This is a genomic window from Kitasatospora sp. NPDC001175, assembly GCF_053598215.1.
This window is the reverse complement of sequence record NZ_JBSFJU010000002.1, coordinates 68,236-87,227: the sequence shown is the minus strand read 5'-3', so window position 1 is coordinate 87,227 and position 18,992 is coordinate 68,236. Positions and strand designations below refer to the sequence as shown.

Genomic DNA, 18,992 nt, shown 5'->3' with positions numbered 1-18,992 from the left:
CTTCCGGTCTCTAGAGGCGCATGATGCCGGAGGCGAGGCACAGCGCCGCACCGATCGCGAGCACCGCGATCACGCTCTTGGACTGCTTCTGCTTCCAGAACGAGTACACGCCGCCGGACAGGAACAGCCCGGCGATGATCAGCAGCGTGGCGGACTTGCTCACAGCGCGCCCTTCGTCGAGGGGAGGATGCCCGCCGCGCGCGGGTCACGTTCACTGGCGTACCGCAGCGCCCGCGCCAGGGCCTTGAACTGGCACTCCACGATGTGGTGCGCGTTGCGCCCGTACGGGACGTGGACGTGCAGCGCGATCTGTGCCTGGGCGACGAACGACTCGAGTATGTGCCGGGTCATCGTGGTGTCGTAGCTGCCGATCATCGGCGCGATGCCCTCGGGCTCGGTGTGCACCAGGTAGGGGCGGCCCGAGAGGTCCACGGTCACCTGGGCGAGCGACTCGTCCAGCGGCACGGTGCAGTTGCCGAAGCGGTAGATGCCGACCTTGTCGCCGAGCGCCTGCCGGAATGCGGCACCCAGGGCGAGGGCGGTGTCCTCGATGGTGTGGTGGGTGTCGATGTGCAGGTCGCCGTCGGTCTTGACGGTCAGGTCGAACAGACCGTGCCGGCCCAGCTGGTCGAGCATGTGGTCGTAGAACCCGACGCCCGTGGAGATGTCGGTCCTTCCGGTGCCGTCGAGGTCGATCTCGACCAGGACCGAGGTCTCCTTGGTGGTGCGTTCGACGCGTCCGATACGGGACATGAGGTTGCTACAGCTCCTGACTGGCCGCGCGCGCGGGGCGCGCTCCGGCAAGGGTGGGGGTGGGTTCGGGCCCCGCACCCCCAGCCTTCGGCTGGGGGTGCCCCCGCCCGATGGCGGGCGAGGAGGGCGGGAGGACCAGCCGGACGGCGTCCAGGAAGGCGTCGTTCTCGGCGGGGGTGCCGGCGGTGACGCGCAGCCATCCGGGCACACCGTTGTCGCGGACCAGGACGCCCCGGTCGAGAATCGCCTGCCAGACCGCACGGGTGTCGGTGAAGCGGCCGAACTGGATGAAGTTGGCGTCGGAGTCGGTGACTTCGAGCCCGAGCTCGCGCAGCGAGTCCACCACCCGGTCCCGCTCGCCCTTCAGCTGCTGGACGTAACCGAGCAGGGTGTCGGTGTACTCCAGGCAGGCCAGCGCGGTGGCCTGGGTGACGGCCGACAGGTGGTACGGCAGCCGGACCAGCTGCACCGCGTCCACCACGGCGGCGTCGGCGGCCAGGTAGCCCAGGCGCAGCCCGGCGGCGCCGAAGGCCTTGGACATGGTGCGGCTGACCACCAGGTTGGGGCGGCCCTCCAGCAGCGACAGCAGCGAGGGCCGGTGCGAGAACTCGACGTACGCCTCGTCGACGACCACCAGGCTGGGCCGGGCGGCCTGCGCCGCCTCGTACAGGGCGAGCACGGTGTCGGCGGCGACCGCGGTGCCGGTCGGGTTGTTCGGCGAGCAGATGAACACCACGTTGGGGCGGTGCTCGGCGATCGCCGCCCTGGCTGCCGCCAGGTCGATGGTGAAGTCGTCGTTGCGCGGGCCGGAGATCCAACCGGTTCCGGTGCCACGGGAGATGAGTGCGTGCATCGAGTACGAGGGCTCGAAGCCGAGCGCGGTGCGGCCGGGGCCGCCGAAGGTCTGCAGCAGCTGCTGGAGGATCTCGTTGGAGCCGTTGGCGGCCCAGACCTGCTCGCGGCCGCGCCGGAAGCCGGTGGTCCTGGTCAGGTACGCGGCCAGCGCCTCGCGCAGCTCGACGGCATCCCGGTCGGGGTAGCGGTTGAGGTGGCGGGCGGCCTCGGCGACCCGCTCGGCGATCCGGGCGACCAGCGGCTCGGGCAGCGGGTACGGGTTCTCGTTGGTGTTCAGCTGGACGGGCACGTCCAGCTGCGGTGCGCCGTACGGGGACTGGCCGCGCAGCTCGTCACGGATGGGGAGGTCGTCGATCTTCACTGTCCCGGTACCGTCCAGTCGAAGCGGGCCAAGATCGCGTCGCCGTGCCCCGGCAGGTCCTCGGCGTCGGCCAGGTTGACCACGTGCGCGGCGACGCCGGCCAGCGCCTCGCGCGAGTAGTCCACGACGTGGATGCCGCGCAGGAAGGACTGCACCGACAGACCGGAGGAGTGGCAGGCGCAGCCGCCGGTCGGCAGCACGTGGTTGGAGCCGGCCGCGTAGTCGCCGAGCGAGACCGGCGCGAACGGGCCGATGAAGATCGCGCCCGCGTTGCGCACCCGGGCGGCGACCGCGCGGGCGTCCCGGGTCTGGATCTCCAGGTGCTCGGCGGCGTAGGCGTTGACCACCGCGAGGCCCTGCTCGACGTCGTCCACCAGCACGATGCCGGACTGCTTGCCGCCCAGCGCGGTGGTGACCCGCTCGCGGTGCTTGGTCCGGGCGACCTGCTCCTTGAGTTCCAGCTCCACCGCCTCGGCCAGCGCGACCGAGTCGGTGACCAGCACCGAGGCGGCCATCGGGTCGTGCTCGGCCTGGCTGATCAGGTCGGCGGCCACCTCGCGCGCCGAGGCGCTGTCGTCGGCCAGGACCGCGATCTCGGTCGGGCCCGCCTCGGCGTCGATGCCGATCCGGCCCTTGAGCAGGCGCTTGGCGGCGGCCACGTAGATGTTGCCGGGGCCGGTCACCAGGTTGACCGGGCGGCACTCCTCGGTGCCGTACGCGAACATCGCGATCGCCTGGGCGCCGCCGGCCGCGTACACCTCGGTGACGCCGAGCAGCGCGCAGGCCGCCAGGATCGTCGGGTGCACCGAGCCGCCGAAGGCCTTCTGCGGCGGCGAGGTGACCGCGATGCCCTCGACCCCGGCCTCCTGCGCCGGGACGACGTTCATCACCACGGAGGACGGGTAGACGGCCAGGCCGCCCGGCACGTACAGGCCGACCCGGTCGACCGGCACCCAGCGCTCGGACACCGTGCCGCCGGGCACCACCTGGGTGGTGTGGTCGGTGCGGCGCTGCTCGCGGTGGACCAGCCGGGCGCGGCGGATCGACTCCTCCAGCGCGGCCCGCACCTTCGGGTCCAGGCCGACCAGCGCCGCGTCGATCCGCTCCTGCGGGACCCGGGTGGTCTCCAGCCGGACGCCGTCGAAGCGCTCGGTGATCTCGATCAGTGCCGCGACACCGCGATGGCGTACGTCCTCGCAGATCGGCCGCACCTTCTCCAGGGCGGCTTCCACGTCGAACTCGGCACGGGGCAGCACGTCGCGCAGGTCCATGAGGTCGGAGCCGCGCAGGTCAATTCGGGAGATCACAGAAGCAAGTGTAAGGAGTGGCCAGAAGCGGCGGCCGCGCAGTTCAGTCCGTGATACGAAAGCCGAGACAAACGAAGATCACGGGGGAAACCATGACGGAACAGCCACCGAGCGACTGGACTGCGGTCGAAGCGGGCCTGTGGGAAGCCTTCCGCAACGGGGAGACGTATGACCTCCGGGCCTTTCCCGACCGGGGTGACGGCGCCTTCCTACCCACCGCCGAGCAGGATGGACGCAGTGGTGGACCGGACTCGGAAGACACCGAGGTGGACGACCCCTTTTCGGAGCATTCCTGGGGGCCCGAGCGGACCATCAGGGCCGAGGTGATCGCCCGTTTGCTGCTCGCCGGTCCTTCCGCACAGCCCGGGCGTGTCGCGTCCCTCAAACTCGTCGGCGCGCTGATCAGCGGCCGGCTCACCCTGGCCGGTGCCGACGTCACGCACTACCTCGAACTGCGCTGGTGCCGCTTCACCGGGAAGGTCCTGATCTCCGAGGCCACCGCGGGCACCGTCCGCTTGGTCGGCTGCCAGCTGGGCCGTCTCGAAGCCTCCCGGCTGACCACCACCGGCGACCTGCACCTCGCCCGCTGCCGGATCGACCGCGGCATCCGGCTCACCGACGCGCGGATAGGCACCGACCTGCTGCTCAACCAGACCCGGCTCGGCCACGACGGCTACGGCCGCGCCATGGCCGCCGACGGGCTCTCGGTCAGCCACGACCTGGAGGCCGACCGGCTGGAGGCCCACGGCGAGCTCAGCCTGCGCTCCGCCCGTGTCGGCGGCCGGCTCTCGCTGCGCGGCGCCCGGCTGCGCGGCACCGCCGACGGCTACTCGCTCAACGCCCCGCGCATCACCGTCGGCCACACGCTCTACCTGAGCGGTTCGAACGACAGCGGCTGGGTGAACTCCTCCGCCGTCTACGGCTCCGGGTACGGCGACGCCGCCGTCGTCAGCACCTCGACCACCCCGTTCCGCTCCCACGGACGGGTGCGGATCTCCGACGGCCGCTTCGACAACGCCTGCCTGATCTCCGACGCCGAGTTCCACCTCGGCCCCGACCAGGACCTCTCGCTCAACCGGATCCAGACCCCCGAGCTGCGCTTCACCTGCCGCACCCCGCCCACCGGCCGGGTCACCCTGACCCGCGCCCGGGTCGGCAACCTGGTCGACGCCCCCGGCGCCTGGCCCGCGGCCGCCGGAGTCGGCCTCACCGGCTTCACCTACGAGTCCCTGCGCCCCGCCGGGACCTTCACCGTCCAGCAGCGGATCACCTGGCTGGAGAACTCCCTCGGCGAGTTCCAGCCCGAACCGTACGAGCAGCTGGCCGCCGCCCTGCGCCGGGACGGCCGGGACGAGGACGCCCGCGAGGTCCAGTACGCCAAGCAGCGCCGGCGCCGCGCCACCCTGCCGCTGCCGGGACGCCTCTGGGGCCTGCTCCAGGACGCCACCGTCGGCTACGGCTACCGTCCCGGCCGGGCCGCGCTCTGGCTGCTCGTCACCTGGGCGCTCGGCACCCTGTACTTCCTCGGCCACCACCCGGCCCCGCTGAAGGCCGACGAGCGGCCGACCTGGAACCCCGCCCTGTTCGCGCTCAGCAAGGTGCTCCCGGTGGTCGACCTCAGCCAGGACGGCTGGAACCCGGACCTGGCCGGCCAGTGGGTGGTGGCCGGCCTGGTGATTTCCGGCTGGCTGCTGGCCACCACCGTGGTCACCAGCGCCACCCGGATGCTCCAGCGCGGCTGAGCTCCCGGGCGGAGCCTGGCCAGGTGCCGGGCCCCGTTCCGCCCCCGGGGGTGAAAGCCCTGCGCACGGCGGGCCGTCGGCCGTCTAGTCTGTCCGCCGTGACTGAACGGCTCCCGATCTTCCCGCTCAACACGGTCCTGTACCCGGGGCTCGTCCTGCCCCTGCGCGTCTTCGAGGAGCGCTACCGGCGGCTGGTCGCCGACCTGATGGCCCAGCCGGAGGACCCGCCGCGCCGGTTCGGGGTGGTGGCGATCCGGGACGGCCGGGAGGTCGCACCGGTCCGCGAGCCGGACGGCCCGGCCGGTCCGCTGGACGGCCTGGGCACCGTGACCGGCGAGCCGCTGGAGGCCCTGCACCGGGTCGGCTGCGTGGCCTCGATCGCCTCCGCGAAGGAGCTCCCCGGCGGCCAGTACGAACTGCTGGTCACCGGCACCACCCGGTTCCGGCTGCACGACGTGGACCCGAGCGGCCCCTACCTGGTCGGCGAGACCGAACCGATCGAGGAGCAGCCGGGCGACGGGGCCGGCGCCCTCGCGGCCGGCGTGGAGCGGGCCTTCTTCGCCTACCGCAAGCGGCTGGCGGGCGCACGGGAGGCCAGCCTGGCCGGGGAGCAGGAGCTGCCGACCGACCCGCAGGTGCTCTCGTACCTGGTCGCGGCGGCCTCCGTGCTGCCCACTCCCGTCAAGCAGCAACTGCTCGCCTGCACCGACACCGCGCAGCGGCTCACCATCGAGCTGGAACTGCTGCGCCGGGAGACCGCACTGATCGCCCGGCTGCCGTCGCTGCCCGCGGCGGACCTGACCCGCCAGGCGTTCAGCCCGAACTGACCGAACCGACAGAGCCGAGGGCCGAGGGGTCGACTGTGGCGAAGAGGACGAAGGGCGGGCAGGGCACGCCCGCGACGGTGACGCTGGAGGCGGCCGGGGTCGCCTTCACCGTGCACGCCTACGAGCACGATCCGGCGGCCGCCTCCTACGGCGGCGAGGCCGCCGAGGCCCTGGGCGTGGACGGCGGCCGGGTCTTCAAGACCCTGGTCGCCGACGTGGACGGCACCCTGACGGTCGGCATCGTCCCGGTGTCCAAGCAGCTTGACCTCAAGGCGCTGGCCGCCGCCGTCGGCGGGAAGCGGGCGGCGATGGCCGACCCGGCGGCCGCCGAGCGCAGCAGCGGCTACGTCCGGGGCGGCATCTCCCCGCTCGGCCAGCGCCGTCCACTGCGCACCGTCCTGGACGCCGGCGCCCTCGACCACCCGACCGTCTACGTGTCGGCCGGCCGCCGCGGCCTCGAGGTCGAGCTCTCCCCCGCCGACCTCGCCGCCCTCACCGGCGCCCGTACGGCCCCCATCAGCCGCTAGGGCCTGCCTGGCCTACGCGGGCGGCGTGGGCCCCTGTCCGGTCGGGGGCTTCGGGTTCTCCTCGGGCTGCTCCGCGCTCTCCGCGGGCGCGGGAGCGTTCCCGTCCTCGGGGTGGACGGCCGGCTCACCGGGGCCGGTCCACTCCGGGCCCGCCCAGTACGGCGGCGGGTCCTCCTCCCGCTTGCCGAAGGCGGCCGACAGGATCAGCAGCACCACCAGCGCGGTCATCGGCCACACCATCAGCGCGCCCTTCGCGCCGAGCTGGAGCGCGGCGCTGAACTGCACGCCCATCCCGGCCGCCTTGGCGTTCGCGACCACGTCCGTACTCGGCCCGAGCCGGACCCCGAGCTGCCAGGCGAGCAGCGACCCGAGCACACCGCCCGCGGTCAGGCCGGCCGCGACGGCGACGCCGCCGCCCCGCGCCCGGGTGAGCAGGAAGGCGGCCAGCGCACTGACCGCCCCGGCGGCCAGCCCGAGCAGCGCGAAGAGGCTGTCCGCGCCGGCCCGCTGCTCCCCTTCGGGATCGACGTACCGGATGGCGTCGCTGGCCGCTACGAGCATCACCCGGGGTGCCAGCCATAGCCAGAGCAGACCGACGACGACGCCCAGCAGCACCCCGGCCACCGTCAGCACCGCGGCGATCTTCACCTCCGGCAGCAGCGGCCGCCGTTCCCGCGGCGGCTCGCGGAGGTCCAGATCGGCTGCGTACGGGTCGGCGTCGGGCACCTGCTCGGCGCCCGGCTCCGCAGGTGTGTTCGGTACGGTCACGGGGCCATCGTTTCACGACTCGCCGGATCCGGACGGGTCCGCCCTCGTCGCAGGCCCCGCTCCGCCCGGCTCAGCGGGTGGTCGCCCGGCGGTACGCCCAGGTCGCCAGGGTCAACGAGGCAAGGCCGACCGCCGCACAGACCGCCAGGTCGCCGGCCACGGCCGCCCAGTCGGGCCCGGGGCCGAAGGTGCGGGCGAACGCCTCGACTCCGTACGTCGAGGGCAGCAGGTCGCGCAGCCAGCGCACTGCCTGCGGCAGGTGGTCCACCGGCAGGACGCCCAGCAGCAGGGCGGCGGACATCCCGAGCTGGCCCAGCAGGGTGGCGATCTCCTGGCGTGGTGCGAGCAGCCCGCAGGCCGCGCCGAGACCGGACAGCGCGGCGCCGGCGAGCGGGACGACCGCCAGCAGCACCCACAGATTGGCCAGCGGCAGCGAGAACATCACCGCGCCCACCGCGGCCGTCACCAGCGCACCGGGCACGGTGAACGAGGCGTACGCGCCGGCCGCGCCGAGCACCACGGCGGCGGGCGGGACGGGCAGCGTCGCGTAGTGGTCCAGTCCGCCGGTGGCCCGGAGCTTGCCGAAGTACTGGGCGAGCAGGTTGAGCGCCACGAAGGCGACCACGAGCACGCTGGAGCCCGCGACCACGGCGCGCGCGGCGGAGTTCTCCCCGGCGTCCACCACCCCGCGCATCATGACCAGGATGCCGAGCGACTGGAAGGTCGCCACGAAGAGCAGCGGGATCCGGGCCACCCTGGCCCGGGCCAGCTGGGCCCGGTAGACGGCGGCCAGCGCGGGCAGCAGCCGCGCGGCGGGCGCGAGCGGAGCGGCGGTCTCGGTCACCGCCGCCGGACGGTCGAGCAGGGTCACCGGTCCACCTCGAAAGAAACGATCATCACTCTTCCGTCACCGATAGCCGCCCCCTCGCCCCCGTGCGGATGCCCCGGCCTCACTTCGCCAGCCCTCCGCCTCGGCCGCCCAGCTTGAGGTAGGCGTCCTCCAGGCTTGGGGTGGCCAGGGTGAAGTCGTCCAGGGCCGCGAAGGCGGGGCCGGTGGTCACCGCGGTGACCAGCTCCCGGGCCTGCTCGGGGCTGGTTCGGACGGTCCAGCGGCGGCCAGAGCGCTCGGCCTGCTCGGCGATCCGGGCGACGGCGGGGACGTCGGTCGGGGCCTCGGTCCGCCAGACCAGGTCCAGCCGGACGTCACCGTCGACCAGTGCCTTCAGGCCGCCGGGCGTGTCACAGGCGATCACCCGGCCGCGGTCGACCACGGCGACCCGGTCCAGGACGGTCTCCGCCTCGATCACGTTGTGGGTGACCAGCAGCACGGTGGTGCCGCGCTCGGCGCGGCGGCGGTCCACCGCCGACCAGACGGCACGGCGGGCGACCGGGTCCATACCGGTGGTGGGCTCGTCCAGGACGAGCAGCGGCCGCTCGCCCACCAGGGCGGCGGCGAAGCAGGCCAGCCGGCGCTGGCCGCCGGAGAGCTTGGCGAGCGGGCGGTGCGCGATCGGTTCGAGGCCGAGCTCGGCCAGTACGTCGGCCGTCTCACCGCGGGCCCGCGCCGGGGTGAGCCCGCGCAGCCGGCCGGTGGTCTCGGCGGCCAGGGCCACCGTCAGCTCGTCCAGCGCCGTGGACTCCTGCCCGAGGTAGGCGAGCAGCCGGGCGGCCCGTTCGGGATGGCGGACGATGTCGTGGCCGAGGATGTGCACACTGCCCCGGTCGGGGCGCAGCAGCCCGGTGAGCTGGCGGACCAGGGTGGACTTCCCGGCGCCGTTCGGGCCGAGCAGTCCGAAGATCTCGCCGCACCGGACGTCCAGGTCGATGCCGTCGTTGGCCCGGACCTCGCCCGTGGCGCCGCGCTCGGCGCCCGCGGCGGCGGCGTCACGGCTGCGGCCTCGGCCCAGGCCCCGGCTCGGGCTGCGGTAGGTCTTGGCAAGGTCTCGTACGGTGCAGCACTGCCCGGTGTATCGCCCGGTACCGCCGAGGTCGCCTTGCGGCCCGGCCTGCGGGGCCGGCCGGTCGGTGTCGCTCACGGTCGAAGACTCTACGCGCCCGCAGAGCAGATCAGGACAAGGGGGCTGCAATCACCAACGCCGTCCCGGCCCGGCGCCCGGTGGGCTCACCCGTCGGCGGGACCGTCGGTACCCAGCGCCTCGCCGCCGGGCACCCGGGCGGCGAGCTCCTTCCAGAAGCCGGCCCGGATCGCGTAGCGGTCGTGCTCGTCGATCTGGTCGTCCTTGTGCGCGAGCAGTCCGAACCGGGCGGCGTAGCGCAGCAGCTCGCCGTCCAGGCGGTGCGGGATGCGCGGGTAGTCGGCCCACAGCGGGGTGAGCCGGGACGGCGAGCCGAGGCGGTCGATCCAGCGCCGGGCGAAGACCTGCCCGACCTCGTGGGCGTCACCGCCGATCTTGGTGATGTCCTCCTCGCGATCGGCCCAGCGCTGCTCGGCGGTGGTGAGCTGGGCGAGTATCGGCAGGCTGTCGCCAGTGCCGTGGTGCTCCGTTCCGGGCCGGTCCACCCAGCCGCGTTCGGAGGACCAGCGCAGCACGATCGAGGCCGGCGCGGCGGCGGGGGCGGGTGCCCGGTGGGCGAGGTCCCTGGGGGTCGGCACCACCTTGAGCGCGGCGGCCTGCCGGGTCTCGTCGGCGAGGGCGGCCGGCTGCTCCGGGCCGGGCCGGGCAACCGGGTGCCCGGGGTGGCCCGCGGCGGGCGGGGCGGCGAGCAGTTGGGCGATCTCGGGGCGGGGCTCGCCGAGCGGATGGGCGGGCGCGGCCTCGCGCAGCCGTACCCAGGCCTCGATCCACTCGCGGTCCAGCACCCGGCGCTCGTCGGCCTCGCCGACCAGGTCCTCGGACTGGTTGAAGTCGCCGTCGGCGGCCTGCAGCGCCCACAGGTGGACGACCACACCGTGCTCCTTGGCGGACATCATGCCGGGCAGCAGGTCGCCGTCCCCGGTGACCAGCACCACATCGGCGCAGGCGCGGTTGCGGGCGAGTTCGGCGAGTTCGGCGTGCATCACGGCGTCCACGCCCTTCTGCACCCAGCGGCCCTCGGCGCGGGTGAGCGCGCCCAGGCGTACGGTGACCCGGGGCAGCACCCGGAGCCTGCGGTGTTCGGGCAGCGGACGGCGGTCCGGGGCGGCGTCGAACCAGTAGATCCGCAGCAGCGGAAGCCCGGTCTCGGCCTCGGCCCGGGCCCGCAGCGCGGCGATCAGAGCGGTATGGTCCACCGACACCCGGGAACGGGAGGGCTCTCCGGCCAGTAGGCTGGCGGCTGCTCCCAACAGGTATCCGGCGTCCACGAGGACGGCGCAGCGGTCCATGATTCGCACCTCTTCTCCGGGTCGGCCACCGGTGACCGGAGGTGCGCCGGTGCACCCTGCGGGGGCGCCGGACCCCGGACCGCACTACCGTTGCGCACTTCTTTACCCTCCGATCGGGCGGTGAACCGTCCGATCGGATCATGTGTGGCAAGAGCGGGCCCGGCCACTGGCAATGCTGAGGGACTGATGCGGAAGAGAATCGCGGTTCTGTGCGCGGCGAGCGTGCTGGCGGCAGGAGCGGTACTGCTGGTGCCCACCGTCACCACCGACACCTCGCAGGGCGACACCCGGGTGCTCGGGATCACCGTCAACAAGGGTCATACGATCCTGGTCGGCCCGACCGACCCGATCACCTTCCCGGTGGAGGTGACTGCGCAGGACGACTCCGGTATCCGCTCGGTGAGTCCGATCGGTGTCTGGGGGCCCTCGTACGGCGTGCTGAAGGTCAGCCCGATGACGTGCGAACCGACCTCGCACACCGTCTCGGTCTGCCGGGGCACGGCGACGGTGGACCCGTCCAGGAAGGACGTCTACAACGACGAGGCCGGCACCTGGTTCGTGGACCTCAAGGTGAACGCCAATGACGGCGACCGGTTCGTCGGCCAGACCGCGGGCGGCTTCTCGCTCAAGCGTGCGGCCCGGATCTCCGGCTACGACGTGCCCTCGCACGCCACCGCCGGGCAGGAGCTGACGGTCAAGGGCTGGCTGAACCGGGCGTTCTGGAGCGACAACAAGTACCACGGCTACGAGGGCGGGACGGCCTACCTCCAGTTCCGCGCGCACGGCAGCGCGCGCTGGAGCACGGTCGCCACCGCCGTCTCGGACGCCACCGGAACCGTCACGGCGCACGTGAGGGCCACGGCCTCGGGCGAGTACGAGTGGTACTCCCCCGGCGACAAGTGGACGGGCGGCGCGGTCTCGTCCCCGCTCACGGTCACCGTCGCGGCGCATCCGCAGCCCTGACCTGAGGAGCGGGGTGCCGGGCCTCCCCAGGAGGCCCGGCACCGGCAAAAGGGACCGGTCAGCGGCCCTTGAGCTCGGCGGCGACCAGCTCGGCCACCTGGACGGCGTTGAGCGCCGCGCCCTTGCGCAGGTTGTCGCTGGACAGGAAGAGCGACAGACCGTGCTCGACCGTCTCGTCCACCCGGATCCGGCCGACGTAGGTCGGGTCCTGACCGGCCGCCTGCAGCGGGGTCGGGATCTCGGACAGCTCGACGCCGGGCGCCTCGGCCAGCAGTTCGGACGCGCGCTGCGGGGTGATCCCGGCCGCGAAGCGGGCGTTGACCTGCAGCGAGTGGCCGGTGAACACCGGGACCCGGACGCAGGTGCCGGAGACCTTCAGCCCGGGGATCTCCAGGATCTTGCGGCTCTCGTGGCGGAGCTTCTGCTCCTCGTCGGTCTCGAACGAGCCGTCGTCCACGATCGAGCCGGCCAGCGGCACCACGTTGAAGGCGATCGGGCGCTTGTAGACCTGCGGCTCGGGGTACTCGACGGCCGACCCGTCGTGCACCAGTGCCTGGGCGCCGTCCACCACCTTGCCCGCCTGCTGCTGCAGCTCGGCCACACCGGCCAGGCCGCTGCCGGAGACCGCCTGGTAGGTGGTGACCACCAGGGAGACCAGGCCGGCCTCCTGGTGCAGCGGACGCAGCACCGGCATGGCCGCCATGGTGGTGCAGTTCGGGTTGGCGATGATGCCCTTGGGGCGGTCGGCGATCGCGTGCGGGTTGACCTCCGCGACCACCAGCGGCACCTCGGGATCGCGGCGCCAGGCCGAGGAGTTGTCGATCACGACCGCGCCGGCCGCGGCGACCTCGGGCGCCAGCGCCTTGGAGGTGGCACCGCCGGCAGAGAAGAGCACGATGTCCAGACCGCTGTAGTCGGCCGTGGCGGCGTCCTCGACCGTGATCGCACTGCCCTGCCACTCCAGGGTCTGACCGGCCGAACGGGCCGAGGCGAAGAGCCTCAGCTGCTCCACCGGGAAGTTGCGCTCGGCCAGTACGCGGCGCATCACGCCGCCGACCTGGCCGGTGGCTCCTACGATGCCGATCCTCATCGGACTCCTCCTGTTGTTCTGCTGTGCTCGTTCTGGCCCCGCACCTGGCCATCATGCCTGGTCGACGGCCGGATCCGGGATCTCGTCCCAAGCTGTGGTCACCGCCCGCCGGCCGCCGGGGGCGCCCGGTGGGCCGGGCGCGAACCCCGCAGAGCGCGCGGGGCGCCCCTCGCCCCGGGTACCGTCCGTCAGTCGTCGAGCGCCGCGAGCAGCTCCAGCGCCCGCGCCACCGACACCTCATCTGCCGGGAGCAGCGGCAACCGCACCGCCGGCGTGGGAATCACCCCTCGGGCGTGCAGCACCCCCTTGGTCACGGTCGGGTTGGGCTCCGCGAAGCAGGCTGCCGAGAGCGCGGCGAGTCGGGCGCCCAGCTCCCTGGCCCTCACCGCGTCGCCCTTGCGCCAGGCGTCCGCCAGCTCCACGAACCTCTCGGTGGCCAGGTGTGCCGAGGCCAGGATGCCTCCGCACGCGCCCAGTGCGAGCAGCGGCGAGATCACCGTGTCGTCCCCGCCCAGCACCCCGCCGCCGCCACCGGCGAGCAGTCCCACGGTGCTCTCGTCGATCCCACCCGCCGCGTACTTGACCCCGGCGATCCCCGGCAGCGACAGCAGCCTGCGCAGGGTGGCGGCGCCGAGCGCCTGCCCGGTGCGGTACGGGATGTGGTAAATGACCAGCGGTACGGCACTCCGCTCGGCCAGGTACTCGAAGTGCGCCAGCACTCCCGCCTCGCCCGGACGGGTGAAGGCCGGGACGGTGACCAGCGCCGCGTCCACCCCGGTCAGCGCGGCGAGCTGCTCGGCGCTGCGCCTGGTGTCGTTGCCGCCCGCGCCGACGATCAGCGTGGCGCCGCGCTCCCGGCAGACCCGGGCGCAGACCTCGGTGACGGCGCGCCGCTCGTCCTCGTCCAGGGTGGCGGGCTCGCCGGTGGTGCCGAGCGCGACCAGCCCGGCGGCACCCTGGTCCAGCACCGAGTGCGCCAGTCGCTCCAGTGCCTCGGTGGCGATGGCGCCGTCCTCGTCGAACGGCGTGATCAGCGGTACGTAGATCCCCTGAAGTTCCATGCCTCAGAGCCTGCGGCCTGGACACCGTGCAGGTCCAGTTCACGTTTCCGACGCTTCTCGTAAGGTGGCCTGATGCTCGATGTCCGTCGTCTGCGCCTGCTGCGCGAACTCGCCCATCTCGGCACCATCGCCGCGGTCGCCGACTCGCTCTCGTTCTCCCCGTCCGCGGTTTCCCAGCAGCTGTCAGCGCTGGAGCGGGAGGCCGGGGTGCCGCTGCTGGAGCGCACCGGGCGCCGGGTCGCACTCACTCCGGCCGGGCGGAACCTGGTCCGGCACGCGGAGGCGGTGCTGGAGCGGCTGGAGCAGGCGGGCGCGGAACTGGCGCACGCCCGCCAGGGGTTGGCCGGTCCGCTGCGGATCGGGACGTATCCGTCGGCCGCCCGCGCGATCATCCCGGCCGCACTGGCCGAACTGGCCGGCCGCCACCCGGGGTTGGTGCCGATGGTGACCGAGGTGGATCCGGCCGGGGTGGCCGCCGCGGTGCGGGCGGGCGAGCTGGACGTGGCGCTGGTCCACGAGTACGACCTGGTCCCGGTCGAGCCGGAGCCGGGGCTGGCGGTGACCGCGCCGCTGTTCACCGAGCCGATGTACCTCGCCGCGCTCTCCCCTGGCGGCCTCGCCGAGCAGCGGGAAGCGCCGTGGATCATGGCCCCGCTCGGCACGCTCTGCCACACCATGGCCCAACGCGCCTGCGAGGCAGCCGGGTTCACTCCGCAGGTCAGGCATTGGATCGACGACTTCACCACGGTGCTGGCCCTGGTGGCGGTCGGCCAGGGGGTGGCGCTGGTCCCGCACCTCGGGGTGACTGCGGGTGCGCATCCGGGCGTGGTGCTCACCCGGCTGCCGATGTACCGGCGCACCCGTACCGCGTTCCGCGCCGGAGCCGGTACCCACCCGGCCGTGGCCGCGTTCATCGCCGCCCTGCACACCGCCGTCCCGGCCGGGCTCGGCAACCGGGCCGGCTGACCGGTGCCCGGCGGCGGACGGGGAACCGCGCGGGCCGGCCGAGCGCCCCGGGCCCGGCCAGGCCCGCGCGGTTCCCCGCGGACAACTCCGCTAGCTCGCCAGGCAGCTGGGCCCGAGCAACTGCTTGAGGTCCCCGAACAGCGCCGGGTCCGACTTCACCCGGTGCCGGTCCAACCGGAGCACCGTGGTCTGCCGGGCCCCCTCCAGCCGCAGCCGCACCTCCGTGGTGCCCTTGTGGTGGGCGAGCACCTCTCCGAGCCGGGCCACCAGCGGCGGGGTGATCTTCACGCTCGGGATCGAGATGACGATCGGCGCCTCGGCGTGCGCGTTGGAGAGGTCCGGTACGGACAGCTCCATGCCCATCAGCCGCGGTACGTCCTCCCGCTTGTCCAGCTTGCCGCGGACGAACACCACGGCGTCCTCGACCAGTTGGGAGGAGACCAGCTGGTAGCTGGCCGGGAAGAACATGCAGTCGATCGAACCGGCCAGGTCCTCCACCGTGGCGATGGCCCAGGCGTTGCCCTGCTTGGTCATCTTCCGCTGGAGGCCCGAGATGATGCCGCCGATGGTGATGATGGTGCCGTCGGGGCGCTCGGCGAGGTCGGCGACCGCGCAGTCCGCCTTCTCGGCGAGGACGTGCTCGATGCCGTGCAGCGGGTGCGAGGAGACGTAGAGGCCGAGCATCTCCCGTTCCTGGGTGAGCAGGAAGCCCTTGTCCCACTCCTCCTCGGAGAACACCACGTCGAGGCCGAAGCTCGGTTCGTCACTGGTGTCGCCCCCGCCGAACAGGTCGAACTGCCCCTCGGCCTCCTTGCGCTTGATCCCGACCACGTTGTCGATCATCGGCTCGAACTGGGCGGTCAGGCCCTTGCGGGTGTGCCCGAGCGAGTCGAACGCGCCCGCCTTGATGAGGGATTCGACCGTCCGCTTGTTGCAGACCACCGATTCGACCTTGTCCAGGAAGTCCGGGAACGAGGTGTACTTCCCCTTGGCCCTCCGGGTGCGGATCATCGAATCCACCACCGGGCCACCGACGTTGCGCACCGCGGTGAGACCGAACCGGACGGTGTCGCTGCCGTGCGGGGTGAAGTCCGAGTCCGACTCGTTCACGTCCGGCGGGAGCACCTGGATGCCCATCTTGCGGCACTCGTTGAGGTAGACCGCGGACTTGTCCTTGTCGTCCTTGACCGAGGTGAGCAGGCCGGACATGTACTCGGCCGGATAGTTGGCCTTGAGGTACGCGGTCCAGTACGAGACCAGTCCGTACCCGGCGGTGTGCGCTTTGTTGAACGCGTAGCCGGAGAAGGGGACCAGGACGTCCCAGACCGCCTGGATGGCCGCGTCCGAGTAGCCGCGCTCGCGGCAGCCCTTCTGGAACGGGACGAACTCCGCCTCCAGGATCTCCTTCTTCTTCTTGCCCATCGCCCGCCGCAGCAGGTCGGCCTGGCCGAGCGAGTAGCCGGCCAGGATCTGCGCGGCCTTCTGCACCTGCTCCTGGTAGACGATCAGGCCGTAGGTCGGCCGGAGCACCTCCTCCAGCGGCTTCTCCAGCTCCGGGTGGATCGGGGTGATCTCCTGCTGGCCGTTCTTGCGCAGGGCGTAGTTGGTGTGCGAGTTGACGCCCATCGGGCCCGGGCGGTACAGCGCGAGGACGGCGGAGATGTCCTCGAAGTTGTCGGGCTTCATCAGCCGCAGCAGCGAGCGCATCGGCCCGCCGTCGAGCTGGAAGACGCCGAGCGTGTCACCGCGGGCGAGCAGTTCGTAGGTGGGCTTGTCGTCCAGGGGCAGATCAAGCAGGTTGATCTTGATGCCCTTGTTCCGCTCGATCGCCTTGACGGCGTCGTCCATGATCGTGAGGTTGCGCAGGCCGAGGAAGTCCATCTTGAGAAGGCCGAGGCCCTCACAGGTCGGATAGTCGAACTGCGTGATGGTCACACCGTCGGTGTGCCGGGTCCAGACCGGGATGTGGTCGGTCAGCGGCTCGGCGGACATGATGACACCGGCCGCGTGCACACCGGGCTGGCGGATCAGGCCCTCGATACCGCGTGCGGTGTCGATCACCTTCCTGACGTCCGGATCGGTCTCGTACAGGCCGCGGATCTCGCCCGCCTCGCTGTAGCGGGGGTGCGAGGAGTCGGTGATGCCGGACAGCGGGATGCCCTTGCCCATCACGTCCGGCGGCATCGCCTTGGTGATCCGGTCGCCCATCGCGTACGGGTAGCCGAGGACGCGCGAGGAGTCCTTGATGGCGGCCTTCGCCTTGATGGTGCCGTACGTGACGATCATCGCGACCTTGTCGGAGCCCCACTTCTCCGTCACGTAGCGGATCACGTCACCGCGCCGGCGCTCGTCGAAGTCGATGTCGACATCGGGCATCGAGATGCGCTCGGGGTTGAGGAACCGCTCGAAGATCAGACCGTGCGGGATCGGGTCGAGGTCGGTGATGCCCATCGCGTACGCGACCAGCGAACCGGCCGCCGAACCACGGCCCGGCCCCACCGCGATGCCCTGGCTCTTCGCCCACATGATGAAGTCGGCGACCACGAGGAAGTACGCCGGGAACCCCATCTGGATGATGGTGTCCATCTCGTACTCGGCGAGCTTGCGGTGCTCCTCGTCGTAGCCGTTCGGGAAGCGCCAGTCCATGCCCTCCCAGACCTTGGACTTGAAGAAGTCCGCCTCGGACTCGAAGCCCTCCGGGATCGGAAAGCGCGGCATGAGGTTCTTGAACTCGAACATGCCGGTGGTGTCGACCCGCTGGGCGACCAGCAGCTGACTGTTGCGGCAGCCCTCCTGCCAGGCGTCCGAGGAGTCCAGGGCGTACATCTCCGCGGCCGACTTGATGTAGTAGCCGGTGCCGTCGAACCGGAAGCGGTCCGGGTCGGAGAGGTTCTTGCCGGTCTGCACGCACAGCAGCAGGTCGTGCGCCCCCGCGTCGGCCTCGGTGGTGTAGTGCGAGTCGTTGGTGACCACCGGCGGGATGTTCAGCTTCCTGCTGATCTCCAGCAGCCCGTCGCGGACCCGCTTCTCGATGTCCAGGCCGTGGTCCATCAGCTCCAGGAAGTAGTTCTCCTTGCCGAAGATCTCCCGGTAGTCGGCGGCGGACTTCAGCGCCTCGTCGAACTGGCCGAGCCTCAGCCGGGTCTGCACCTCACCCGAGGGGCAGCCGGTGGTGGCCATCAGGCCGGCGGCGTGCTCGGCGATGATCTCCTTGTCCATCCGGGGCCACTTCACCAGCCAGCCCTCGGCGTAGGAGCGCGAGGTCAGCTTGAAGAGGTTGTGCAGGCCCTCCTTGTTCCGGGCCCAGATGGTCTTGTGGGTGTAGGCGCCGGACGCCGAGACGTCGTCCTTCTTCTGGTGCGGCTGGCCCCACAGGATGCGCTTGGTGTTGGACCGGGACTCCGGCGCGACGTACGCCTCGATGCCGATCACCGGGGTGATCCCGGCGGCCTTGGCCTGCTTGTGGAACTCGGCCGCGCCGTACATGTTGCCGTGGTCGGTCATCGCGACATGGGTCTGCCCGAGCCGCTCGACCTCCTTGAACAGCTGCTTCAGCCGCGCGGCACCGTCCAGCATCGAGTACTCGGTGTGGACGTGCAGATGCGCGTACGGCTGGTCGCTCAACGCGGGGCCTCCGGGGTCTCGGTACTGGATCACGGAGCGGTGAAACACGTAAGGCCCGAGCCACCCTCACGGCCCGGACCACGGCTTTCGCATCCGCGCGACCGAGTCTAGTCCTTCACCCTGCTTCCCGGACGCATCACCCGGAGGGGGCCCGGCCGCACCGCCGGGCCCCGGTCCCGCTGGTGTCAGCCGTCCAGTTCCGCCAGGAAGTCCAGCGCGGCGGCCCAGGTCCGCTCGGCCGCCTCGGCGTCGTAGTCCGGCAGCTCGGGGTCGGTGTAGAGGTGCCCGGCGCCGTGGTAGCGGTGGATCTCCACGTCGGCACCGGCCCGCGACATCAGCAGGTACCAGGTGTTCAGCCAGTCCTCGGACTCGAACGGGTCGGGCTCGGCGACGTGCAGCTGGACCGGGATCCCGGTCTGCGTGTCCTCCCGGATGTCCGAGGTGCCGTGCAGGAGCAGCAGGCCCCGGGCCCGCTCGTCCGCCAGCGCCAGGTTCTGCGCCAGCGCCCCACCGAGCGAGAACCCGGCGTACACCAGCCCCTGCTCGGCGCCCTCACCCGAGCTCAGCAGCGGCGCGACCGCCCGGACGGCGCGCCGCAGCAGCTCGTCGTTGGTGACCTTGTCCCGGTGGGCCATCCCGGCCTCGATGTCGTCGAAGACCTGCCCCTCGTACAGGTCCGGCGTGTGCACCGCGTGCCCGGCCGCACGCAGTCGCTCGGCTGCGGCCGACACCGCCGGGCGCAGTCCGTAGGCGGAATGGAGGAGCACGATCTGGGCCACGGATTCGATCCTTCGCTGTACAGACGCCATGGTCCCGACCATCA

17 protein-coding genes are annotated in these 18,992 nt (G+C 72.2%); 5 read left to right on the top strand and 12 right to left on the bottom strand.

Annotated features, from left to right (window positions below; all coding sequences use genetic code 11):
- Positions 1-10 precede the first annotated feature (10 nt).
- Genes ACWDAK_RS02320 through hisD form a run of 4 tightly spaced genes read right to left on the bottom strand, consistent with a single transcriptional unit; the run spans position 11 to position 3,276 of the window.
- Entirely contained in the window at positions 11-163 is a 153-nt protein-coding gene (locus tag ACWDAK_RS02320) for a hypothetical protein (protein WP_344634048.1), read from the bottom strand.
- Positions 160-753, bottom strand: coding sequence for an imidazoleglycerol-phosphate dehydratase HisB (hisB, locus tag ACWDAK_RS02315; protein WP_344634049.1), 594 nt, complete (start codon positions 751-753; stop codon positions 160-162). Before hisB ends, ACWDAK_RS02320 begins: the two co-directional genes overlap by 4 nt.
- 7 nt (positions 754-760) lie before the next feature.
- Entirely contained in the window at positions 761-1,969 is a 1,209-nt protein-coding gene (locus ACWDAK_RS02310; protein ID WP_344634050.1) for a histidinol-phosphate transaminase, read from the bottom strand.
- Positions 1,966-3,276 carry a histidinol dehydrogenase gene (hisD, locus tag ACWDAK_RS02305; RefSeq protein WP_344634051.1) on the bottom strand — a complete coding sequence of 437 codons (1,311 nt, stop codon included), beginning with the start codon at positions 3,274-3,276 and terminating at the stop codon, positions 1,966-1,968. Before hisD ends, ACWDAK_RS02310 begins: the two co-directional genes overlap by 4 nt.
- Before the next feature lie 92 nt (positions 3,277-3,368).
- On the opposite strand from hisD, the gene ACWDAK_RS02300 reads away from it, so the two are divergent.
- The 3 genes from ACWDAK_RS02300 to ybaK all read left to right on the top strand — a co-directional run bounded on the left by ACWDAK_RS02300 (position 3,369) and on the right by ybaK (position 6,372).
- Positions 3,369-5,018 (top strand): oxidoreductase, encoded by a 1,650-nt coding sequence (locus ACWDAK_RS02300; protein ID WP_427393183.1) that lies wholly within the window; start codon positions 3,369-3,371, stop codon positions 5,016-5,018.
- Between the two features lie 98 nt (positions 5,019-5,116).
- Positions 5,117-5,845, top strand: coding sequence for an LON peptidase substrate-binding domain-containing protein (locus ACWDAK_RS02295; protein WP_344634053.1), 729 nt, complete (start codon positions 5,117-5,119; stop codon positions 5,843-5,845).
- Between the two features lie 35 nt (positions 5,846-5,880).
- Positions 5,881-6,372 (top strand): Cys-tRNA(Pro) deacylase, encoded by a 492-nt coding sequence (gene ybaK / locus ACWDAK_RS02290; RefSeq protein WP_344634054.1) that lies wholly within the window; start codon positions 5,881-5,883, stop codon positions 6,370-6,372.
- Between the two features lie 12 nt (positions 6,373-6,384).
- Here the strand turns inward: ybaK and ACWDAK_RS02285 are convergent, their stop codons facing one another.
- The 4 genes from ACWDAK_RS02285 to ACWDAK_RS02270 all read right to left on the bottom strand — a co-directional run bounded on the left by ACWDAK_RS02285 (position 6,385) and on the right by ACWDAK_RS02270 (position 10,465).
- Positions 6,385-7,140 carry a hypothetical protein gene (locus tag ACWDAK_RS02285; RefSeq protein ID WP_344634055.1) on the bottom strand — a complete coding sequence of 252 codons (756 nt, stop codon included), beginning with the start codon at positions 7,138-7,140 and terminating at the stop codon, positions 6,385-6,387.
- A gap of 70 nt (positions 7,141-7,210) precedes the next feature.
- Complete coding sequence (locus tag ACWDAK_RS02280) at positions 7,211-8,011, bottom strand: ABC transporter permease (RefSeq protein ID WP_344634056.1); 801 nt, start codon at positions 8,009-8,011, stop codon at positions 7,211-7,213.
- Positions 8,012-8,090: 79 nt separating this feature from the next.
- Positions 8,091-9,047, bottom strand: a complete 957-nt coding sequence (locus ACWDAK_RS02275) for an ABC transporter ATP-binding protein (RefSeq protein ID WP_344634394.1) — start codon at positions 9,045-9,047, stop codon at positions 8,091-8,093.
- Positions 9,048-9,262: 215 nt separating this feature from the next.
- Entirely contained in the window at positions 9,263-10,465 is a 1,203-nt protein-coding gene (locus ACWDAK_RS02270) for an NYN domain-containing protein (protein ID WP_344634057.1), read from the bottom strand.
- A 186-nt stretch (positions 10,466-10,651) separates the two neighbouring features.
- On the opposite strand from ACWDAK_RS02270, the gene ACWDAK_RS02265 reads away from it, so the two are divergent.
- Positions 10,652-11,428, top strand: coding sequence for a hypothetical protein (locus tag ACWDAK_RS02265; protein ID WP_427393184.1), 777 nt, complete (start codon positions 10,652-10,654; stop codon positions 11,426-11,428).
- A gap of 58 nt (positions 11,429-11,486) precedes the next feature.
- Here ACWDAK_RS02265 and ACWDAK_RS02260 read toward each other — a convergent pair whose 3' ends face one another.
- Together ACWDAK_RS02260 and ACWDAK_RS02255 are read right to left on the bottom strand one after the other, a co-directional pair.
- Positions 11,487-12,518, bottom strand: coding sequence for an aspartate-semialdehyde dehydrogenase (locus tag ACWDAK_RS02260; protein WP_344634059.1), 1,032 nt, complete (start codon positions 12,516-12,518; stop codon positions 11,487-11,489).
- A 188-nt stretch (positions 12,519-12,706) separates the two neighbouring features.
- Positions 12,707-13,579, bottom strand: a complete 873-nt coding sequence (locus tag ACWDAK_RS02255) for a dihydrodipicolinate synthase family protein (protein ID WP_427393185.1) — start codon at positions 13,577-13,579, stop codon at positions 12,707-12,709.
- A gap of 72 nt (positions 13,580-13,651) precedes the next feature.
- On the opposite strand from ACWDAK_RS02255, the gene ACWDAK_RS02250 reads away from it, so the two are divergent.
- The gene (locus tag ACWDAK_RS02250) at positions 13,652-14,545 is read left to right on the top strand and encodes a LysR family transcriptional regulator (RefSeq protein ID WP_344634061.1); all 894 of its coding nucleotides are present in this window, start codon (positions 13,652-13,654) and stop codon (positions 14,543-14,545) included.
- A gap of 90 nt (positions 14,546-14,635) precedes the next feature.
- Here ACWDAK_RS02250 and dnaE read toward each other — a convergent pair whose 3' ends face one another.
- The gene (dnaE, locus tag ACWDAK_RS02245) at positions 14,636-18,169 is read right to left on the bottom strand and encodes a DNA polymerase III subunit alpha (protein WP_344634062.1); all 3,534 of its coding nucleotides are present in this window, start codon (positions 18,167-18,169) and stop codon (positions 14,636-14,638) included.
- A 185-nt stretch (positions 18,170-18,354) separates the two neighbouring features.
- Positions 18,355-18,978, bottom strand: a complete 624-nt coding sequence (locus tag ACWDAK_RS02240; RefSeq protein WP_344634063.1) for a dienelactone hydrolase family protein — start codon at positions 18,976-18,978, stop codon at positions 18,355-18,357.
- Positions 18,979-18,992 lie beyond the last annotated feature (14 nt).